Source organism: Enterococcus sp. AZ067, from assembly GCF_051715005.1.
GTDB lineage: Bacteria > Bacillota > Bacilli > Lactobacillales > Enterococcaceae > Enterococcus_D > Enterococcus_D casseliflavus.
In genome coordinates this window covers 50,416-66,629 of sequence record NZ_JBIOSY010000002.1, presented here as the reverse complement: position 1 = coordinate 66,629, position 16,214 = coordinate 50,416, and the positions used below count along the sequence as shown (strand labels likewise).

The 16,214-nt window shown below is 40.4% G+C and carries 11 protein-coding genes; all 11 read left to right on the top strand.

Annotated features, from left to right (window positions below; translation table 11 throughout):
- Window positions 1–120 precede the first annotated feature (120 nt).
- The 11 genes from IGI82_RS18275 (at window position 121) to IGI82_RS18225 (ending at window position 16,096) form a co-directional block, all read left to right on the top strand.
- A complete protein-coding gene (locus IGI82_RS18275; RefSeq protein WP_438842656.1) occupies window positions 121–1,596 on the top strand; it encodes a helix-turn-helix domain-containing protein in 1,476 nt (491 codons plus the stop codon).
- Between the two features lie 307 nt (window positions 1,597–1,903).
- Window positions 1,904–2,224: a hypothetical protein gene (locus tag IGI82_RS18270; protein ID WP_429966798.1), complete on the top strand. Its 321-nt coding sequence runs from the start codon at window positions 1,904–1,906 to the stop codon at window positions 2,222–2,224.
- Window positions 2,224–3,054, top strand: a complete 831-nt coding sequence (locus IGI82_RS18265; RefSeq protein ID WP_438842655.1) for a WxL domain-containing protein — start codon at window positions 2,224–2,226, stop codon at window positions 3,052–3,054. The genes IGI82_RS18270 and IGI82_RS18265 overlap by 1 nt, the downstream gene beginning before the upstream one ends.
- A gap of 88 nt (window positions 3,055–3,142) precedes the next feature.
- Window positions 3,143–4,198, top strand: coding sequence for a WxL protein host-binding domain-containing protein (locus IGI82_RS18260; protein WP_438842654.1), 1,056 nt, complete (start codon window positions 3,143–3,145; stop codon window positions 4,196–4,198).
- Window positions 4,182–7,181, top strand: coding sequence for a WxL domain-containing protein (locus IGI82_RS18255; RefSeq protein ID WP_438842653.1), 3,000 nt, complete (start codon window positions 4,182–4,184; stop codon window positions 7,179–7,181). The genes IGI82_RS18260 and IGI82_RS18255 overlap by 17 nt, the downstream gene beginning before the upstream one ends.
- A 59-nt stretch (window positions 7,182–7,240) precedes the next feature.
- Window positions 7,241–7,615, top strand: a complete 375-nt coding sequence (locus IGI82_RS18250; RefSeq protein ID WP_429966802.1) for a hypothetical protein — start codon at window positions 7,241–7,243, stop codon at window positions 7,613–7,615.
- Window positions 7,616–7,954: 339 nt separating this feature from the next.
- Complete coding sequence (locus tag IGI82_RS18245) at window positions 7,955–8,302, top strand: DUF7006 family protein (protein ID WP_429966803.1); 348 nt, start codon at window positions 7,955–7,957, stop codon at window positions 8,300–8,302.
- Between the two features lie 413 nt (window positions 8,303–8,715).
- Complete coding sequence (locus IGI82_RS18240) at window positions 8,716–9,048, top strand: LPXTG cell wall anchor domain-containing protein (RefSeq protein ID WP_429976870.1); 333 nt, start codon at window positions 8,716–8,718, stop codon at window positions 9,046–9,048.
- Window positions 9,045–9,785 (top strand): WxL domain-containing protein, encoded by a 741-nt coding sequence (locus IGI82_RS18235; protein ID WP_438842652.1) that lies wholly within the window; start codon window positions 9,045–9,047, stop codon window positions 9,783–9,785. Before IGI82_RS18240 ends, IGI82_RS18235 begins: the two co-directional genes overlap by 4 nt.
- A gap of 89 nt (window positions 9,786–9,874) precedes the next feature.
- Window positions 9,875–10,915 carry a DUF916 and DUF3324 domain-containing protein gene (locus tag IGI82_RS18230; protein ID WP_438842651.1) on the top strand — a complete coding sequence of 347 codons (1,041 nt, stop codon included), beginning with the start codon at window positions 9,875–9,877 and terminating at the stop codon, window positions 10,913–10,915.
- A gap of 15 nt (window positions 10,916–10,930) precedes the next feature.
- On the top strand, window positions 10,931–16,096 hold the full coding sequence (locus IGI82_RS18225) for a WxL domain-containing protein (RefSeq protein ID WP_438842650.1): 5,166 nt from the start codon (window positions 10,931–10,933) through the stop codon (window positions 16,094–16,096).
- Window positions 16,097–16,214 lie beyond the last annotated feature (118 nt).

Genomic DNA, 16,214 nt, shown 5'->3' with positions numbered 1-16,214 from the left:
ACTATCGGGAAATAGTAGTTTAGTGTGTTAAATGGCTCGAAAAGTGTTTATCATTTTCAATTATTATGCTATCTATGTCATAGTAAAGAAAAGTTTTTAGGTGAAGATGAGGTGGTAAACATGAGAGACTTACAGTTAGAATTTATCAGTAATCGCACAACTAAGCGCTTATTTCGAGTTTTGAGTGTGATGGAACGAGATCGTTTATTTACAATTGGTGAAATGGCAGAAAAGATGCAAGTCACACAACGCACAATTGCAAATGATCTCAAGTATGTGAAAGACTATTTTGGCGATTGTATTACCTTAATTTCGGGGTATAGCGGCTTTCTGTTTAAAGAGAAAAAACCTTCCGTGTACCAAGAAAAGAAACATGAATTATTAGAAAATGAGTGTTTATTTGAAATCATCGGTCATATTTTTCAAGGGGAATTGATGGATATTGACGAGTTGGCCCATCATTATCATTTTTCTGAGAGCACGTTTCGACGGTTGTTGGGTCAATCGAACAAAATATTGAGCAGTTATCGGTTAAAATGGGTGTCGAATCCATTGACAATTGAAGGGAGCGAAGCGGATTTACGGAAATTCTTCAAAGACTTTTATTACGAAGGGATTGATACTGCCCATACCCTTGTTCCCGACCCCGCATTGCATGAGTTGGTCTTAACCCAGTTAAACAACAAACTAGGACAATATGATATTGGTACTGGAACAACACCAGCTGCTTTTTACTATACTTTTTTTATTGCAATCAAACGGGCGAGCCTTGGTTTTCCGATAACAGTCCCGAAATACTTGATTGAATTAGCCTACAAAGGAAATAGCTTCTCCCTCCTGTATTCTTTAAAAGACGGAATCAACAAGCTTTACGGCGTAGAACTAGCGAAGGAAGAATTTGCATGGATTTATTTAGTTACTATTTGTAAACGTACCTTAGATCGAGAAGCATCGGAGGAAAAGTTCTACCAGCAGTTTCATCAAGGATCAGAAATTGCCAAACTTACAGAGGCTTACTTACAAGAGTTTGAGCTCACAAATGAGAGCTATGCCAAGATAAAAATTTTCTTGCAATCCTTCTTTTTGTCTAGAAAAGTGAACTATGCGTTAGCTCCTGGATTGAACAAAGAGGCACAGGACATCAAAGAATCTCTCATGCGTTCTGACAATGAAAACTATCAACGGAATTTACGATTTTTAAAGAAGCATCAAAGAAAAGACTTTTTGGCTGCGCCATATCTTGAAGATATTTGTGTGAGTTTAACGATCTACAGTGACTTGATCTTTGATTTTTATTCACCGACAAAAAGAGTTTATTTTCTTTTAGAAGGTGATCACTTCATCTGCCAACAGATTCGAACTCGTGCAATGCAACAATTTGGTACAAAGCACACGTTGACCTTTTTGCCATTGCAACATCTGACACAAGAAATATTAAATGCCGATCATATTGATTTGATTGTCACAAACTATAATCGGTACCTCTTAGACTATATTGTTGAAACTGATTACTTGTTATTGAAAGCTGTCCCAGATGAGCATGACTGGCGGAATCTAGAAAGAAAAATTGATCCCTATCGAAAACCATTTCTTTAACATCAATGCACTCACTAAAGGAACTAGTGGGTGCTTTTTCATCTATTTCATATCTTGATGAAAACAATGATTTTATTTTACCTGAATATCCCTGTAATCTTAATGTTGTAAGAAACATGCATGTGAACTTACATTATAAGCGTTTTAAAAACCTTCGTTTTTGGGAGGAGAACAAAAAAAGACATTCGATTATGTCGAATGTCTTGGAAACGTTGTTAGAATAGGTTTTCTATTTTAGAGAATACATAACGAAAGTTCATTCTAAAAAACGAAGGTTATTGAGCCAATATATCTAAGGAGGAGGGAAATGAAAGGTAAGAAGTGGATCGTTTTGAGTTGCTTATTGGTACTCTTTATAAAAGTCCCCTTGCTTGAAGGGCAGGCGGCATCGATCCAGTCGTCCGAAACAGATAGCTCCATTACATTTACGGGGCGTTATGAACCAATCGGCACACCCAATCCACCGCCGGATATCTCCAAGCCACCTACGTCTGAAAGATTGCCACAAACTAACATATTAAGACAAAATCAGTGGTTGTGGCTGGGGTGGTTGTTTGTCATTGTTGCGGGGAATCTTGGTATCAAAAGAATGACAAAAACAACTAATAGGAAAGAAGGAAATTATTAATGAAATTTATTCGATTAACTACTGTTGCTGCATTATCTGCTACTATTTTTGCCGGAGGCGTTCAAGCTTTTGCTGATGAGCCTACCGAAGTAGAAAAAACAAACGAAGTTCGTAAAACAACAACCGATGGCCAGATCACATTTATCCCAGGTAATGATGATACTGTCGTTGATACTGGACCAGACGGTCCAGATGTAACCATTCCACCAGTTGTAGATCCTGATGGTCAAAACAAAGGTCCATTAACGATTGCTGTTGTTCCAACGATGAACTTTGGGTCACAAATTATCTCGACCACTGATAAAAATTACAATATGGTTGCTGAAAGACAACAATTAACAGGAACAACTGGTGATGAAAACAAAGTTCCTTACGTGAGTATGGCTCAGGTTCAAGATACACGTGGGACAAATGAAGGTTGGGAACTAAGTGTGAGTCTAACTGAATTCCAAGCAACGAAGGAAACACAAAATGCTGTATTAAAAGGTGCAAAGATCACCTTACTTGATCCAGCATTACTTTATAGCATTGATGATGTTGAACAAAGACCTGAAACACACGCAAGTGGGTTAGAACTTCTACCAAGTGAAGCTGCAGTACCAGTAATGACAGCAGCAGCGCAAAAAGGAGCAGGGACATCTTCAGTTGTCTGGGGCGACCATGAGGCTATTGCAAAACAAGTCGCAGATGGCGCAGACGTTGTAGAAAATGACGCGATTAAACTATTTGTTCCAGGATCTACCGCAAAAGATGCCGTAACGTATCAGTCCACATTGACATGGGAGTTAACTTCAACTCCTGACAACTCAATTCCTGATACTGAAGTGTAAGAATAAATATTTTTTACTACGACATTGTAGTATCGGCAGCGTTACAGATCCTTGTAGCGTTGCCTTTTTTAGGAAAGGAGTACGTTTCATGAAACTTAAAAAAAAGAATAACTATTACTTATGGCTGTTTCCTTTTTTCTGCTTGCTTTTCCCCTTTTCTGTTCAGGCAAAAGAAACGACTCTAAATATTTATGCTACACCAATTTTTCCAGACAGCCAAGTGGATGAAAGCAAAGGGTATTATGATTTAAACTTAGCACCCAATCAAAAAGAAACCTTGCGCTTGGAGATTGGGAATACGAGTGCTGAACCGATACGAATTCAAGTGACTCCCCATACTGCATATACCAATGTGTTAGGAAACGTTGAATACGGGAAAGATGCACAAGAAGCAGACCCTACGTTGGTTCATTCCTTAGCTGACCTGATGGAGCCTTCTGAGGTGATTGAGTTAGCAGGAAATGAAACGAAAACTGTGGAGATTCCCTTACAGATGCCAGAAGAAGCATTTGAAGGCTTTTTAGCGGGTGGATTACGTATTGCCGAACAAAAAGAGGCAACGGCAGAAATTGATGAAGGAGAAGGCGTAGCCATAAAAAATGAATTCGCCTATGTGGTTGGTGTGGTCGTCAGTAATAACAGAGACTCGGTACAACCGGAGTTGGAACTGCTAGATGTATTTGCGGATCAATTAAACTACCGCAATGTGATCAGTGCTTCTTTACAAAACTTTACGCCCACTTTTGTCAATCAATTGGCGGTGGAAGCCACGGTGAAACGAGTAGGAGAGAACGTCGTTCTCTATGAGGCAAAGAAAGAAATGATGCAGATGGCACCAAATTCAAACTTTAACTTTCCAATTTCTCTAGAAGGAGACCGTTTTCGGAGTGGGGACTATGTCCTAGAACTAACAGCGACTTCGGGGGAAAATGAATGGGTATGGACGCGTGAGTTTACCATTGAAGCAGACGAAGCTCGCAAGTTGAACCGTGAAGATGTAATGATTGATTCAAACATCAATTGGTGGCTAGTAGCAACACTTGTTTTGTTTTCCGTACTTTTACTTATTACTGGGTGGTTGTTAATAAAAAAAAGAAAAGAAGATAAGAGTAGGAGGGAAAAAGAGTATGAAAAGAAGAAATAAATTCGCTTTACTTGGTGTCACATTTCTTTGTTCTCAGCTAGTTACACTTCCATTTATAATTGGTTTATCTACCTCTGTTCAGGCAGTAGAAAGAACGGCTACAATTGAATCTTCGACTACTTTTAATGAGAAACTTAAAGATAAACCAATATTCACATTTCAAGAGACCCAAGCAACCTACTCTATTGGAGAAGTGTTTACTTTAGTAATGCTTGCAAATCAAGAAGTGACTGAGGCAGTAATAAATTTACCGGAAGAAATAGCAATTCTAGATGACGAGCTAGCGCATGGAATCACTGTAAAACAAGGTATAGGAAAAAATGAAATAAAAATAAAAATGGATGTTCCACAGAACGTATTTAGTCTTCCCTTGGTTTTTGAACAGACAGGTACGTATACAATTACTTTAGGAGAAGCAATGATGACGATTGAGATAGTTAGTGAAGAATCGTCCCAAGAACATAAAGGGAATGAAGTAACTGATCCATCGAGTGAGGATAAGAAGGAGGAGGGAACGATAGAGTCCCCTTATTCAGAAAAAGAACTACCTGATGTCCCCATATTGAATGCACCAAATCAAGAGTTAAGTCAGGCAGCAAATGGTGTTGAAGTGAACAGTGATGATCTAATTAACGTAGGCTCATGGGTTGAGTTTATTGCAGCTTTTTCAAATCCATCTATATCTACGATAGAAATTATTGATGATTTTGAAGTTCCTGCAACGCCTTTAGCTGGTTTAACAGGTATGATAACTGGAAGCAATTCCAATGTTACTGGAGGACTCTCGTTCGTTTATTTGACGAGAAGTAATATCTCTAGAAATCTAGTTATTAATGGTAATGGGCATCAAATCGATTTTGGGGCTGTTTCGTTAGGAATGTATCCGGCAACACATAATGTTAATTCACCATGGGATATTACATTTAATGACTTGGATGTTTATTCAGGAAATTGGTGGGGTTTTTTTCAAACAACAAATCTCACTGTCCCACAACATGCATTGTCCAATATTACTCTCCACAATATTAATGCGTATGGTAATGAATTAATTGCACCTTATTATACGAATGTTGATATTTCTGGAACAGTAAATAATTATATCACTGCAACCTATAGCTCTAAATTCCGTACGGATTGGAGAGTAAATACGGTGAATTCTGTAAACTTGGAAACTAGAAGTTTAACTATTAAGGAAGATGGAGAACTTAATTTGTCAACTGTCAATAGTGGGAATATAATTATAGGATTAGGTGGATTAGATGCTAGTTTGACACTAGAAAAAAATGCCATGATCAACATAGAATCTAATGGAACAGGAGCTGGGGACAATGCGAATGGTAGAGGTTCTAGTATAGATATCCTGAATGGGGATCTGATCATGAAGGAAGGATCAACTATCAACATTGACAATAAGAGAAGTTATTCAGCGATAACTTTGCGTAGCAATAACTCTACGTTAAAATTAGAGGATAGCGCTAAAATAAATATTGAATCAACAGGTCATACCCACAATTCAAATGCAATAGATAGAAATTTAGTTTACATGGCTGCTGGGAGTTCTTTACTAGTAGGCGAGAATGCTGAATTTAATATCAATGCTACAGGAAGGGGTAGTGCAACATCAAATATTGTCCATGTAGCTGGGAATGCATACTTCAAAATTGCCAAGGATGGGGCTCTCGATATAAAAAGTGATAGTACATCCATCAGCCAAAGTCTACTTAATTTTGCTTCAGCAGGTTCAACGTTTGAATTCTCTGATGCCCAAAAAGTAAATTTAGAACGTACGACATCTATCTCTGGGGCGACGTCTAATGGACTGATCAGTATTGCTGGGACTTCAGGTATTCTAGATATTGACATCCAATCTGTCAAACAATGGAATAGAGGTAATTTTACGGAAGAACCAGACTATTTTTGGACACCTATTTTTAATTTGATACTCCAGTATAATACAATAAATCCAACAATTGCTAATGTTTCTTCTATATTTCAAGAAACTATGACTAGTTTTACTGAGGGCTTCACTACACGCGATGTTCAACGAATACTCTTTGAAAAAATACCGGATGTTAAAGTAAACATAAATGCCTTGACGGAGGACTCGATGGAAGTCAATTCTTATACAGTTACTGGTAAAGCTTCACCAAACAGTGTGATTCGATTTTCTGGAGATCCAGCATTACCTGAAGGAACTATTCAGTCACCCAATTTTTCTGAAAGTGAAAAGTATCATGTGACTACCGATGACAATGGGGATTATATCTATGAGCTCCCACAAGGATCATTCTTTACTGAAGGAAATGAAGTGACGGCTTATGCCTATCTAAATGGAAAATCTGCCTTTGCAAGTACGGTGGTGGAGAAATCAAAACGGCCGCCTAAGCCTAAAGATCCTTTAGATCCAAATACGGAAGTTGCACCAGAAAACGTACCGGAACTCTCCGAGGAACAAGGCCTGTTAAGTATTGACTTTGTCTCTCGTTTTTCTTTTGGCCAGCAGGGAATTTCTGCACAAACAAAGAACTATTATGCACAACCTCAACGCTTATTGAATCCGGATGGGGCCGTCAATCAAGAAGAAGAACGCCCAAACTATGTGCAGATCAGTGATCGTCGGAGTGAAAATGACCGCCATGGCTGGACCCTTTCTGTTATCCAAAATGACCAGTTCCACAATGATCAAAATCATGAACTTAAAGGAGCAAGCTTGCATTTGACCAATCAACAGCTGGCGTCTGCTCAAGACATGGGTGAGCCTGACCTGAGTCAGCCTGACGGAATCAAACTGATTCCGGGAGAAAAGACAGAACTGATGACCGCAAAAGACGCTCAAGGGATCGGTACTTGGATCTATCGGTTTGGTGATGCAGCCAGCGCCGATAAAAGTGTGGTGTTAGAGGTTCCACCAAGAGCTGCTCCTCAAGCTGCGACCTATCAAACTACGTTGACTTGGGAACTAAGTACGGTTCCTGGCAATTAAACAAAAAGGCGAAGGGCTGCGGCTCTTTTTCTTTTTTATATAATGAATAGAGGAAAGACATGGATTCATTATATTGCCAATTGATTTTTCACGCCAAAGCCGAACGGTGGTTTCAATTGTTGGAAATCATGGAAGAAAATAAGCATATCCTGGCGCAACATCTGATCGATCAGACACAAGCTGCACGACGAACCGTCTTTGATGATATCAAAGAAATAAAGATCTATTTTGGCGATACGCTCCAATTGACTGGAAAAGAAGATGAATCAAATGACAGGAGAAGAAGCAGCGTCCGACAATTCCTTTATGATTTTTGTTTCACGTTGCCATTATACCCCGAGATACTGCCTGATCATATTGGTCATCTACGTAGTGAAAAGTTGGTCGTCCCTCAAGGTACCTGGCGCTTAGATCATCAACTGCTCAATCAATGATGCCAATTGACAAAACCGCGGGTCAATCAAGGGTATTTTTTGCCAGAAAGAAAAGAACAACGAGTACTTCAGGAGCTACTTGTACAAGCCTCTGACCAACAATTAGCTCTGAACGTGACGGTTACCGGCTGCATTTGTTTGAGTATCATTTACAAGCGAACGATGTCTTGGTGAATACGTTACCTGATGCCAATGATTTAGTACGAATTAAACATCGGTTGAATCCAAGAGCCTAACATTGGAACTAGGCTAAGTCAGCTCGAAAAAAAAGCGAAGAAATAGAATAGCCACTTATCAAAGATAAACGAAAAAAAATGACAGGGGGCATGAAGAAAGACCATGTCTATATTCACTACACAAGAGGATTATATTAAAGGATTTACTCAAGCATTTACAGAAACTAAAAGAGACACCAAAGACCTGGAGGACTATGTAACCAAACAAGTTCAACGTTTGGATACTTTATTGGAAGAACTGACTAAAGAAACCTTTTGGCAGCGGTGGCCAGAGATTTTAGGGATTGATGCCAAAATGTCCTTAGTCACAGAATTAGTCTATTTTGAGGATTTTTCCAGTAAAGAGATCATTCGCATGGCTGAAACAGATTACCATACGTATTTCAAGGAGTTATGCGGGTATGACTTGAGCATGGAGACCAAACATTCGATGATCTTCAATATTCAATGATGCGTTCGCTATTAATTGATAGGTCATTTCTTATCGAAAAGAATAATGAATGTTAAGTTAGGTAATATCATTTACGCATGTATATTAATTTCCAGTGGGGTCAGAAACCTAAAAGTTTTTGATTCTTTTTTTTTATGTCTATTTTTCTAAATTTGCACGTCGAAGTGAAAATTTTGATTATTCATTTAATAGAGAATCCATTAATCTAGGAGATACAAGAAAGGTGCATCATTGAACCTTGTTTGTTTTTTCTCATGTATTAAAAACCTTCTGTTTGGGTTTAGAAAAAAAGACATTTGAACAAGTCAAATGTCAAATAACTGTTGGTAAATTAGGTTTCTTAATGAGAAAACATGGTAATACTAAATCTAAAAACGAAGATTTTTGAGACGACTATTTAAAGGAGGAGGAAGATGCATAAAACGGTTGGATGTTTGATTGGGATGCTGGCAGTGCTTCTTGCACTTCAATTTCCATTGTCCGTCGATGGTACACAGGTCCAATCCGTCGAGTCAGAGGGATCTATTGGATTTACCGGGGCGTACAAACCGATCGGCACACCCGATCCACCCCCAAGCACCAGTCCACAAAAACCAGGCGGCTCGTTACCACAAACGAATATGACCGAAGGGTCATTTGCTATTTGGGTCGGCAGTTTCTTAGTGGCCGGTACCTTAGTGGTAGTAGAGTACCAAAGAAGAAAAGCAACACAAAAAATAATTGGAATGAAAGCAGGAAATGAATGATGAAATTTATCCGTTTAGCCACTGTAGCGGCATTATCAACAACGATCTTTGCCGGAGGCGTACAAGCCTTCGCTGAAGAAACAGAATCACAAGAAGTACGTCAAGCGACGACAGAGGGGCAAATTACCTTTACACCAAGCAATGACGATACCGTCGTTGATCCTGGAGATGATGGAGAAGATGTAACCATTCCACCAATCACTGGTCCTGATGGAGAAAACAAAGGACCTCTAACGATCGCAACTGTGCCAACCATGAACTTCGGTTCACAAATTATCTCAACCACAGATGAGCATTATAACATGGTCGCTGAAAGACAACAAAAAAACAGCAATGAAGGGTGGGCGTTACGTGTAAGTCTAACGGAATTCCAAGCACCTACGAATACATTAAATAATGTACTAAAAGGCGCAAAAATCACGTTATTTGAGCCGACCCTGCGTTACAGTATCGATAATAATGAGCAAGCACCGACCATTCATGCAAGCGGGTTAGAATTGATCCCAAACAGTGATGCCGTGCCGATTATGACGGCTGCTAATAACAAAGGTGCCGGTACTTCTACTGCTGTTTGGGGAGATCATGATGCGATCGCAAAACAAGTAGCAGACGGCGCAGCTGTTGTGGAGAATGAGGCGATTCAACTATTCGTACCAGGTTCGACCGCCAAAGATGCGGTAACGTATACCTCTACCTTGACTTGGGAATTGGGGCAAACACCTGACAATGAACTGTAAGAGGTAACCCGTTCCGTCTCCCAGTCTATTAGTCTCTAGCAGCGTTACAGATCTCTGTAGCGCTGCTTTTTTAGAAAGGATTACGACAAATGAGATATAAGCATGCCATGAAAAGCGGGCTTTGGCTCCTTGCGGCATTTTTCTTCTTCTTACCAGTTTCAGTCAAAGCAGAAGAAACTGCCTTAAATACACACGTCACCCCACTTTTTCCAGAAAGCCAAGTAGATGAAAGCAAAGGGTATTACGAGCTGTTACTTGCGCCTGGTCAAAAAGAGACCTTGAAGCTGAAAGTCGGCAATTCCAGTTCAGAACCAATCACTGTTCAGGTAACGCCGCATACTGCTTACACCAATACTTTAGGGAATGTCGAGTATGGTAAAGATGCCAATGAAGCAGACCCGACCTTGATCCATTCTTTGGATGAACTGATGACCCCTTCGGAGGTCATTACCTTATCAGGAAAAGAAACAAAAACCATAGTAATTCCTTTACAGATGCCTAAAGATGCCTTTGAAGGGTATTTAGCCGGCGGATTACGAATCGCTGAAATAAAAGAAGCGGAAGAAAGTGAGACGCCGGAAGGGGAAGGGGTCGCCATCAAAAATGAATTTGCCCACGTGATCGGGGTAGTCGTCAGCAATACCAGCGATTCTGTAGAGCCAGAATTGGAACTGTTGGATGTTTTTGCGGATCAGTTGAACTATCGGAATGTGATCAGTGCGACTTTACAAAACTTTACGCCAGCCTTTGTGAATCGCTTGGAAGTGGAAGCGACGGTCAAACGTGCCGGAGAAAACGACGTACTTTATGAGGCCAGTAAAGAAATGATGCAGATGGCGCCAAATTCGAACTTCAACTTTCCGATTTCGTTAGAAGGCGATCGTTTTCGCAGCGGGAACTATGTATTAGACCTAACGGCAAAGTCGGGAGAAAACGAATGGTCTTGGACACGAGAATTTACAATCGATGCTGATGATGCCCGTAAATTAAATCGAGAAGATGTGATGATCGACAATCATGCGAATTGGTGGATGATTGGTTCAATCGTCTTGGTTATTCTTTTACTTGTCGTCATTTTGTATCTACTGATTCAAAAGAAGAAAGCAAGAGTAAACGAGCAAGAACAGTAAGAAGGAGTGAATGAAATGACCACGAGATTGAGACGACCGATGCTTGTGTTAGGGACGACCATTTTGTTCATCCAATCTGTATGCATGCCTGTCGGCATGGTCTACGCAGAGACAAAGATGGACACTGAAGAACAAGAATTAGTGGAACTACCACTAATGAAAAACTATCTAGAGGAAGAAGAGATTAGTGATCCGCGCTTTTTCTTCACTCGTTCTCGGATGCAAGGAACGGCAGAAGAACCCCTTCAAGTGACATTCTTTTCTGATCAAGAAGTGTCTGAAGCACGAGTATTATTACCAGAAGAAGCAACGCTCTTGAAAGATCAATTACCAGCAGGGATCTCAGTTGAGGAAGGAACACAGCCTAATGAATGGATCGTTCAGTCAAAGCGTGCGCAAAATACATTTGTCCTTCCTTTAGTAGTTGAACAGGTGGGAAACTATGAACTGTCGGTGGAAGAAACGACGGCTCATTTAGAAATTAGTGAGAAAGAAGAGACGAGTGAGGAAGTCCCAGTCGAAGAAATAGAATCGTCCGATGAGGATCAAGCAGGACAAGAGGAATTAAAAGAAGAAAATGGAATAGAAGAAGAACAAGAAAATGAACAACCGGCAGAAGAAGTACGTGAACCTGTATCAGAAGCTCCGCAGGAGCAACAAAAAGATGAGGAAGAGACCGATGAGGCGTCACACGTGGTCGAACCGACCGTCTTTGATGGAGAAACAGCAGAAGTTACAACGATGGCCCAATTCAGAGAAGCAGTTGGCAATCCTGATATTGGGATCATTTCTGTTCAAGCCAATTTGACAGAGGCTACCGCAAACGTACTAACTGTGGATCGTCCGTTACTTATCCAAGGCAATGGGTATACATTGACTTTTGGTATCAATAGGTTTTACTTTCAACTAGAAGAAGTAACACAAGCAAGCACCATTCGACTTGAAAATGCGACATTGACAAAAGTTGGTGCTACACCATTAATCAACGCAACGGTAGAAAGTAGTAAAAATTGGACCGTTGAATTGGAAGATATAACTGAAGTGAATGCGAATAACATGCGATTAGCCTCTCTTCCTGAAGGAAGTATTCACTTTACAGGTGGCGTATCAAACTTCACACGCACAACTTCTACACAAACATTCATCGTAGCAAAAGAAGTCTTAGCAACCAACCAAGCAGAAGTCACGATTAGTCGAGGGAATGCGACGGTCTTCTTTTCTTCTGCCACCGTATCAAATCCAAAGCTTACGGTAGAACAGGGAGCAGCAATTACGATCACAACTACCGCAGGAGTGGCGAATACGATTGATCTAAGAGGAGAAAACTCGGAAGTTTTTTTGCAAAGTGGAGAATTGGATGTAGCTACTGTTGGGACAACAGCGGTACCTACAGATACAACGAATAATACGATCTCATTAACAGGAACTGCACCTAAAATAACGATAAATTCAAGTTTTCAATTAACAGTCAGAAGCACATTAGCCAAGAGAGGAATTCATCTGGCTGGAAAAAATGCGCAGCTTTTAATCAACAATTCTGAGATATCCGTTACTTCTGCGACACAAGCAGCTATAAATATATCCGGCTATCACTCCTCTTTTTCGTCAGAAAATAGCACAATTCAGCTTGGTTCAACGACGGGCATTACAATGAACATGACTGGTGAATCGCCACAACTAATTTTTGATTCATCAGTGGTAAATGTTACAAGTACCACTGGACAACGAATCAACTTGATTGGAGCTAGTCCATTAGTATCACTAACTAACACGGAGATGATTATGAATGCCTCGACCGGAAGAGGGATTTATTTACGGGGAACAACGCCACAAGTAAAGTTAGATAATAGTCAGTTACTTGTGACAGATACCAGTGCTTCGCAAGGAATGATCTTACAAGGAACAGATGCTTTACTTTCATTGAGTAGTAAGAGTGAACTAGCAATTACAGGTGCAGGGACTGGAGAGTTGGAAAATATACAAATTGGGAATAACAATGCACGCCCGGAACTTTCAGTCACCGGAGAATCTAAGCTTTCTGTCACAACAACCAGTGGAACTAGCGCTGCGACAAATACGGCAAATAACGCCATTCATCTACGAGGTGCTGATCCAAAAGCAACAGTCACTAGTCGATCAGAACTGGTAGTTTCAATAACTTCTAATGCACGAAGAGGAGTGTACTTAAATGGTGATAATGCAAATTTATCCGTTACTGATAGCCTATTTGATGTAACGACAGTTTCTGGACAGACACTAAATCTTACTGGAACTTCTCCGAAAATGACACTAAACAAATCGAGTGCAAGAGTCGTTTCAACGACAGGAGTTTCAATGACTTTATCGGGAAGTGACGCGGTACTTGAAGCGAATGAATCGGAACTATCGATTCAATCAACAACTGGCCAAAGAATGAACCTGATTGGCTCAAATCCAGTCTTGAATTTAGAGAATAGTCAATTAGACATGAAAGCGACAACCGGACGAGGGATTTATTTGCAGGGGGCAACGCCACAAGTAATCATGGAAAACAGTCAGTTATTGATGACTGATACTGGCGCTTCGCAAGGGATGTACCTGAATGGCAATAATCCAGAATTGCTTGTGACCGATAGTCAATTTGATGTAACGACAGTCTCTGGACAGACACTAAACCTTACAGGAAATTCTCCTACAGTGACAATGAACAACTCAGATTTAAGAATTGATTCAATAAATGGTGATGGAGTTCTCCTTAATGGCTCAGACGCCCGTCTGTCTGTAATTGATTCAACCATGAGGGTTGAAAATTCAAATGAAGCGACAGGCCTCGCTGTTCAAGGGGAAGGAGTTGCCATAGTTAATTTCAAAACGAGTACTATTAATATGGTTGAATCTAAGCTAGAAATGCACAGTAATGGCGAATTTATCATTGATGGATGTACTTTGGAGTTTAATGCGAATCAACCTGCGTCTGGACTTTTACAACATAATACGTTAAAACCATTGATCAGAATCAATTCTAATGAATTAAATATGTCTATTACTAATGGAACGAAAATGAGGCTTAAAACAGAATATGGTGTTCCAATTGCAACTAGTTCACTAGCAAGTTATATTGCAAAGTTAACTTTAGACGTTAGTAATAATTCTGAATTATTTGTTTCAGGGTCTAAAAAAGATAACAATCCCGCTATGTATCTTCAACTTAATGAACTGGATTTTTTGATAGACTCTACATCTAGGATAGAGCTAGAAAATAGCGGACAACATAACACGCCGGAAGGCGCTAATCTGTTTTTGGGAAATCAGGGGATTTTCCTTCTTGGAGCTGGACGTGATCCGAGAATACACATGACAACGGCTGGTAGTTTGAATCTTTATTCTGAGAGAGGATCAGGAATTGCCTATGGGGTGCGAGGCGGTGTGTCGGGGATTTTTGATGCACAAAATAAGGTAGATACCAACGCTACTTTTTTTGTTCGAAGTAGTATTTCATATGCCATTCAATATAGGTCATCTCAAGTTGATTCTATGAATAGCAAATTTTTATTAGAAAATCCTTTGTTCTATGACATTATCAGTGCCCCATTATTACCAGCAATATCACTTGCTGGTAGCAGCCCAAATTACGGGGATTTGACTATTTCTAAAAGTAAGTTTTCTGCATGGAGGACAGGCCAATCTAGTAGCGTACAACCAGATATTGCTTTTAATGAGCCGTTTGATGCTAGGCTTACAGGTACGGGAGGTTTTAAATATGTCGAAAGTTCTACTAATCCAGAATTTACTAATGAAACTTTGGGTACACAAGGACTGGATGGGTACTCACGCATTTCTGCAACAAATGCATCTTGGGCAATTGCCGATGAATTAAGAGTACCAACTAATGCAGATAAGAAAATTCATGGGCGAGTGAGTCTTCCAGTAGGGCTAGATGATAGTCGTCCAGCTTGGGATGATGAAGCAATGGTTACCGTAGAAGTAGAATCCCCATCGAGAGAAAGCACACAAGAATATACGGCCAAAACGGTTGGTCATACAAATGAATCGCCAGGAATCAGTATTTATGGCGAAGAGCCGCGTGGCGGACTCTTTGAAATCGATTTGGATGAACCTCTCGAAGCCGGATCAAAAGTTCGAATCAGTAAAGTTGAATTAACCAGTGGCGAACTTACAGATGGCTTCGAACACCAGATTTTAACGGAAACAGTTGAGGTTTTTCCAATTATACCACCAACACCGGCACAATTTTCTTCGTCAATCATTGCGCAAGATAGTACCACGATTCAAGGGATGACGGACAATCTAGATGCTGAAGTAACAGCTACACACAACGGGGAACCACTCAATACTGAATCTGTCTCGGTAGATGCGGATGGTAGGTTTTCATTAGACTTAAGTGAAGTTTCTTTAGAAATCGATGATGAAATACAAGTCTTTCTACGAGATGCAGAAGGATCAGCTGTAGCTGCAGGAGTTGTTAATCCTCCAGAAACAAATAATGCTCGCGGAAATATAAACCCAGTCACTGAATTCACGTTTCACGATGTAACCTTTGAACCGGCTACGACATTAATAGTTGGGGATGTGGGTCCGGTCTCACCAGTGGATCCTCTGGATCCAGAAATTGATGTGAATCCAGAAAATCAGCCGAAGCTTCCTGAGGACCAAGGGCTGTTGAGTATTGATTTCATTTCGTCTTTTACCTTCGGTTCACAAGCCATTTCTGCTCAGACCAAGCGCTACTACGCACAACCACAACGCTTATTGAATCATGATGGAACCCTCAATGATGCCGAAGAACGGCCAAACTACATCCAAGTCAGTGATCGCCGCCCAGACAACGAACGCAAGGGATGGACACTAGCGGTCACACAAAACAATCAGTTTACGGATCGTCAAGGCAATCAACTTAGAGGTGCACGTCTGGTGCTGAATAACCAACAATTTACTTCTGTCCAAGAAAATGGAGAACCGATGCTCCAAAACCAAGACGCCGTTGCCTTGATCCCAGAACAAAAAATGCCTCTTGTGACCGCACGCAACGGCCAAGGCGCAGGGACTTGGATCTATCGTTTTGGTGATGGAGAAAGTGCAGGAGAAAGTGTTGCCCTTGAAGTGCCGCCATCGGCGGATCCTAGAGCAACGACCTATCAAACGACCCTCACATGGGAGTTGAGTGCTGTACCGGATAACTAGGTAGAAGAAGAGAAGTGTGGCCGCTCTTTTCTTTTTATTGTAGATAGAATTGAAAAAAGGCGTTCTTTTCGTATTTAATGAACCGATAAGGTATGATGAGCAAAACATGTCGTTGGAA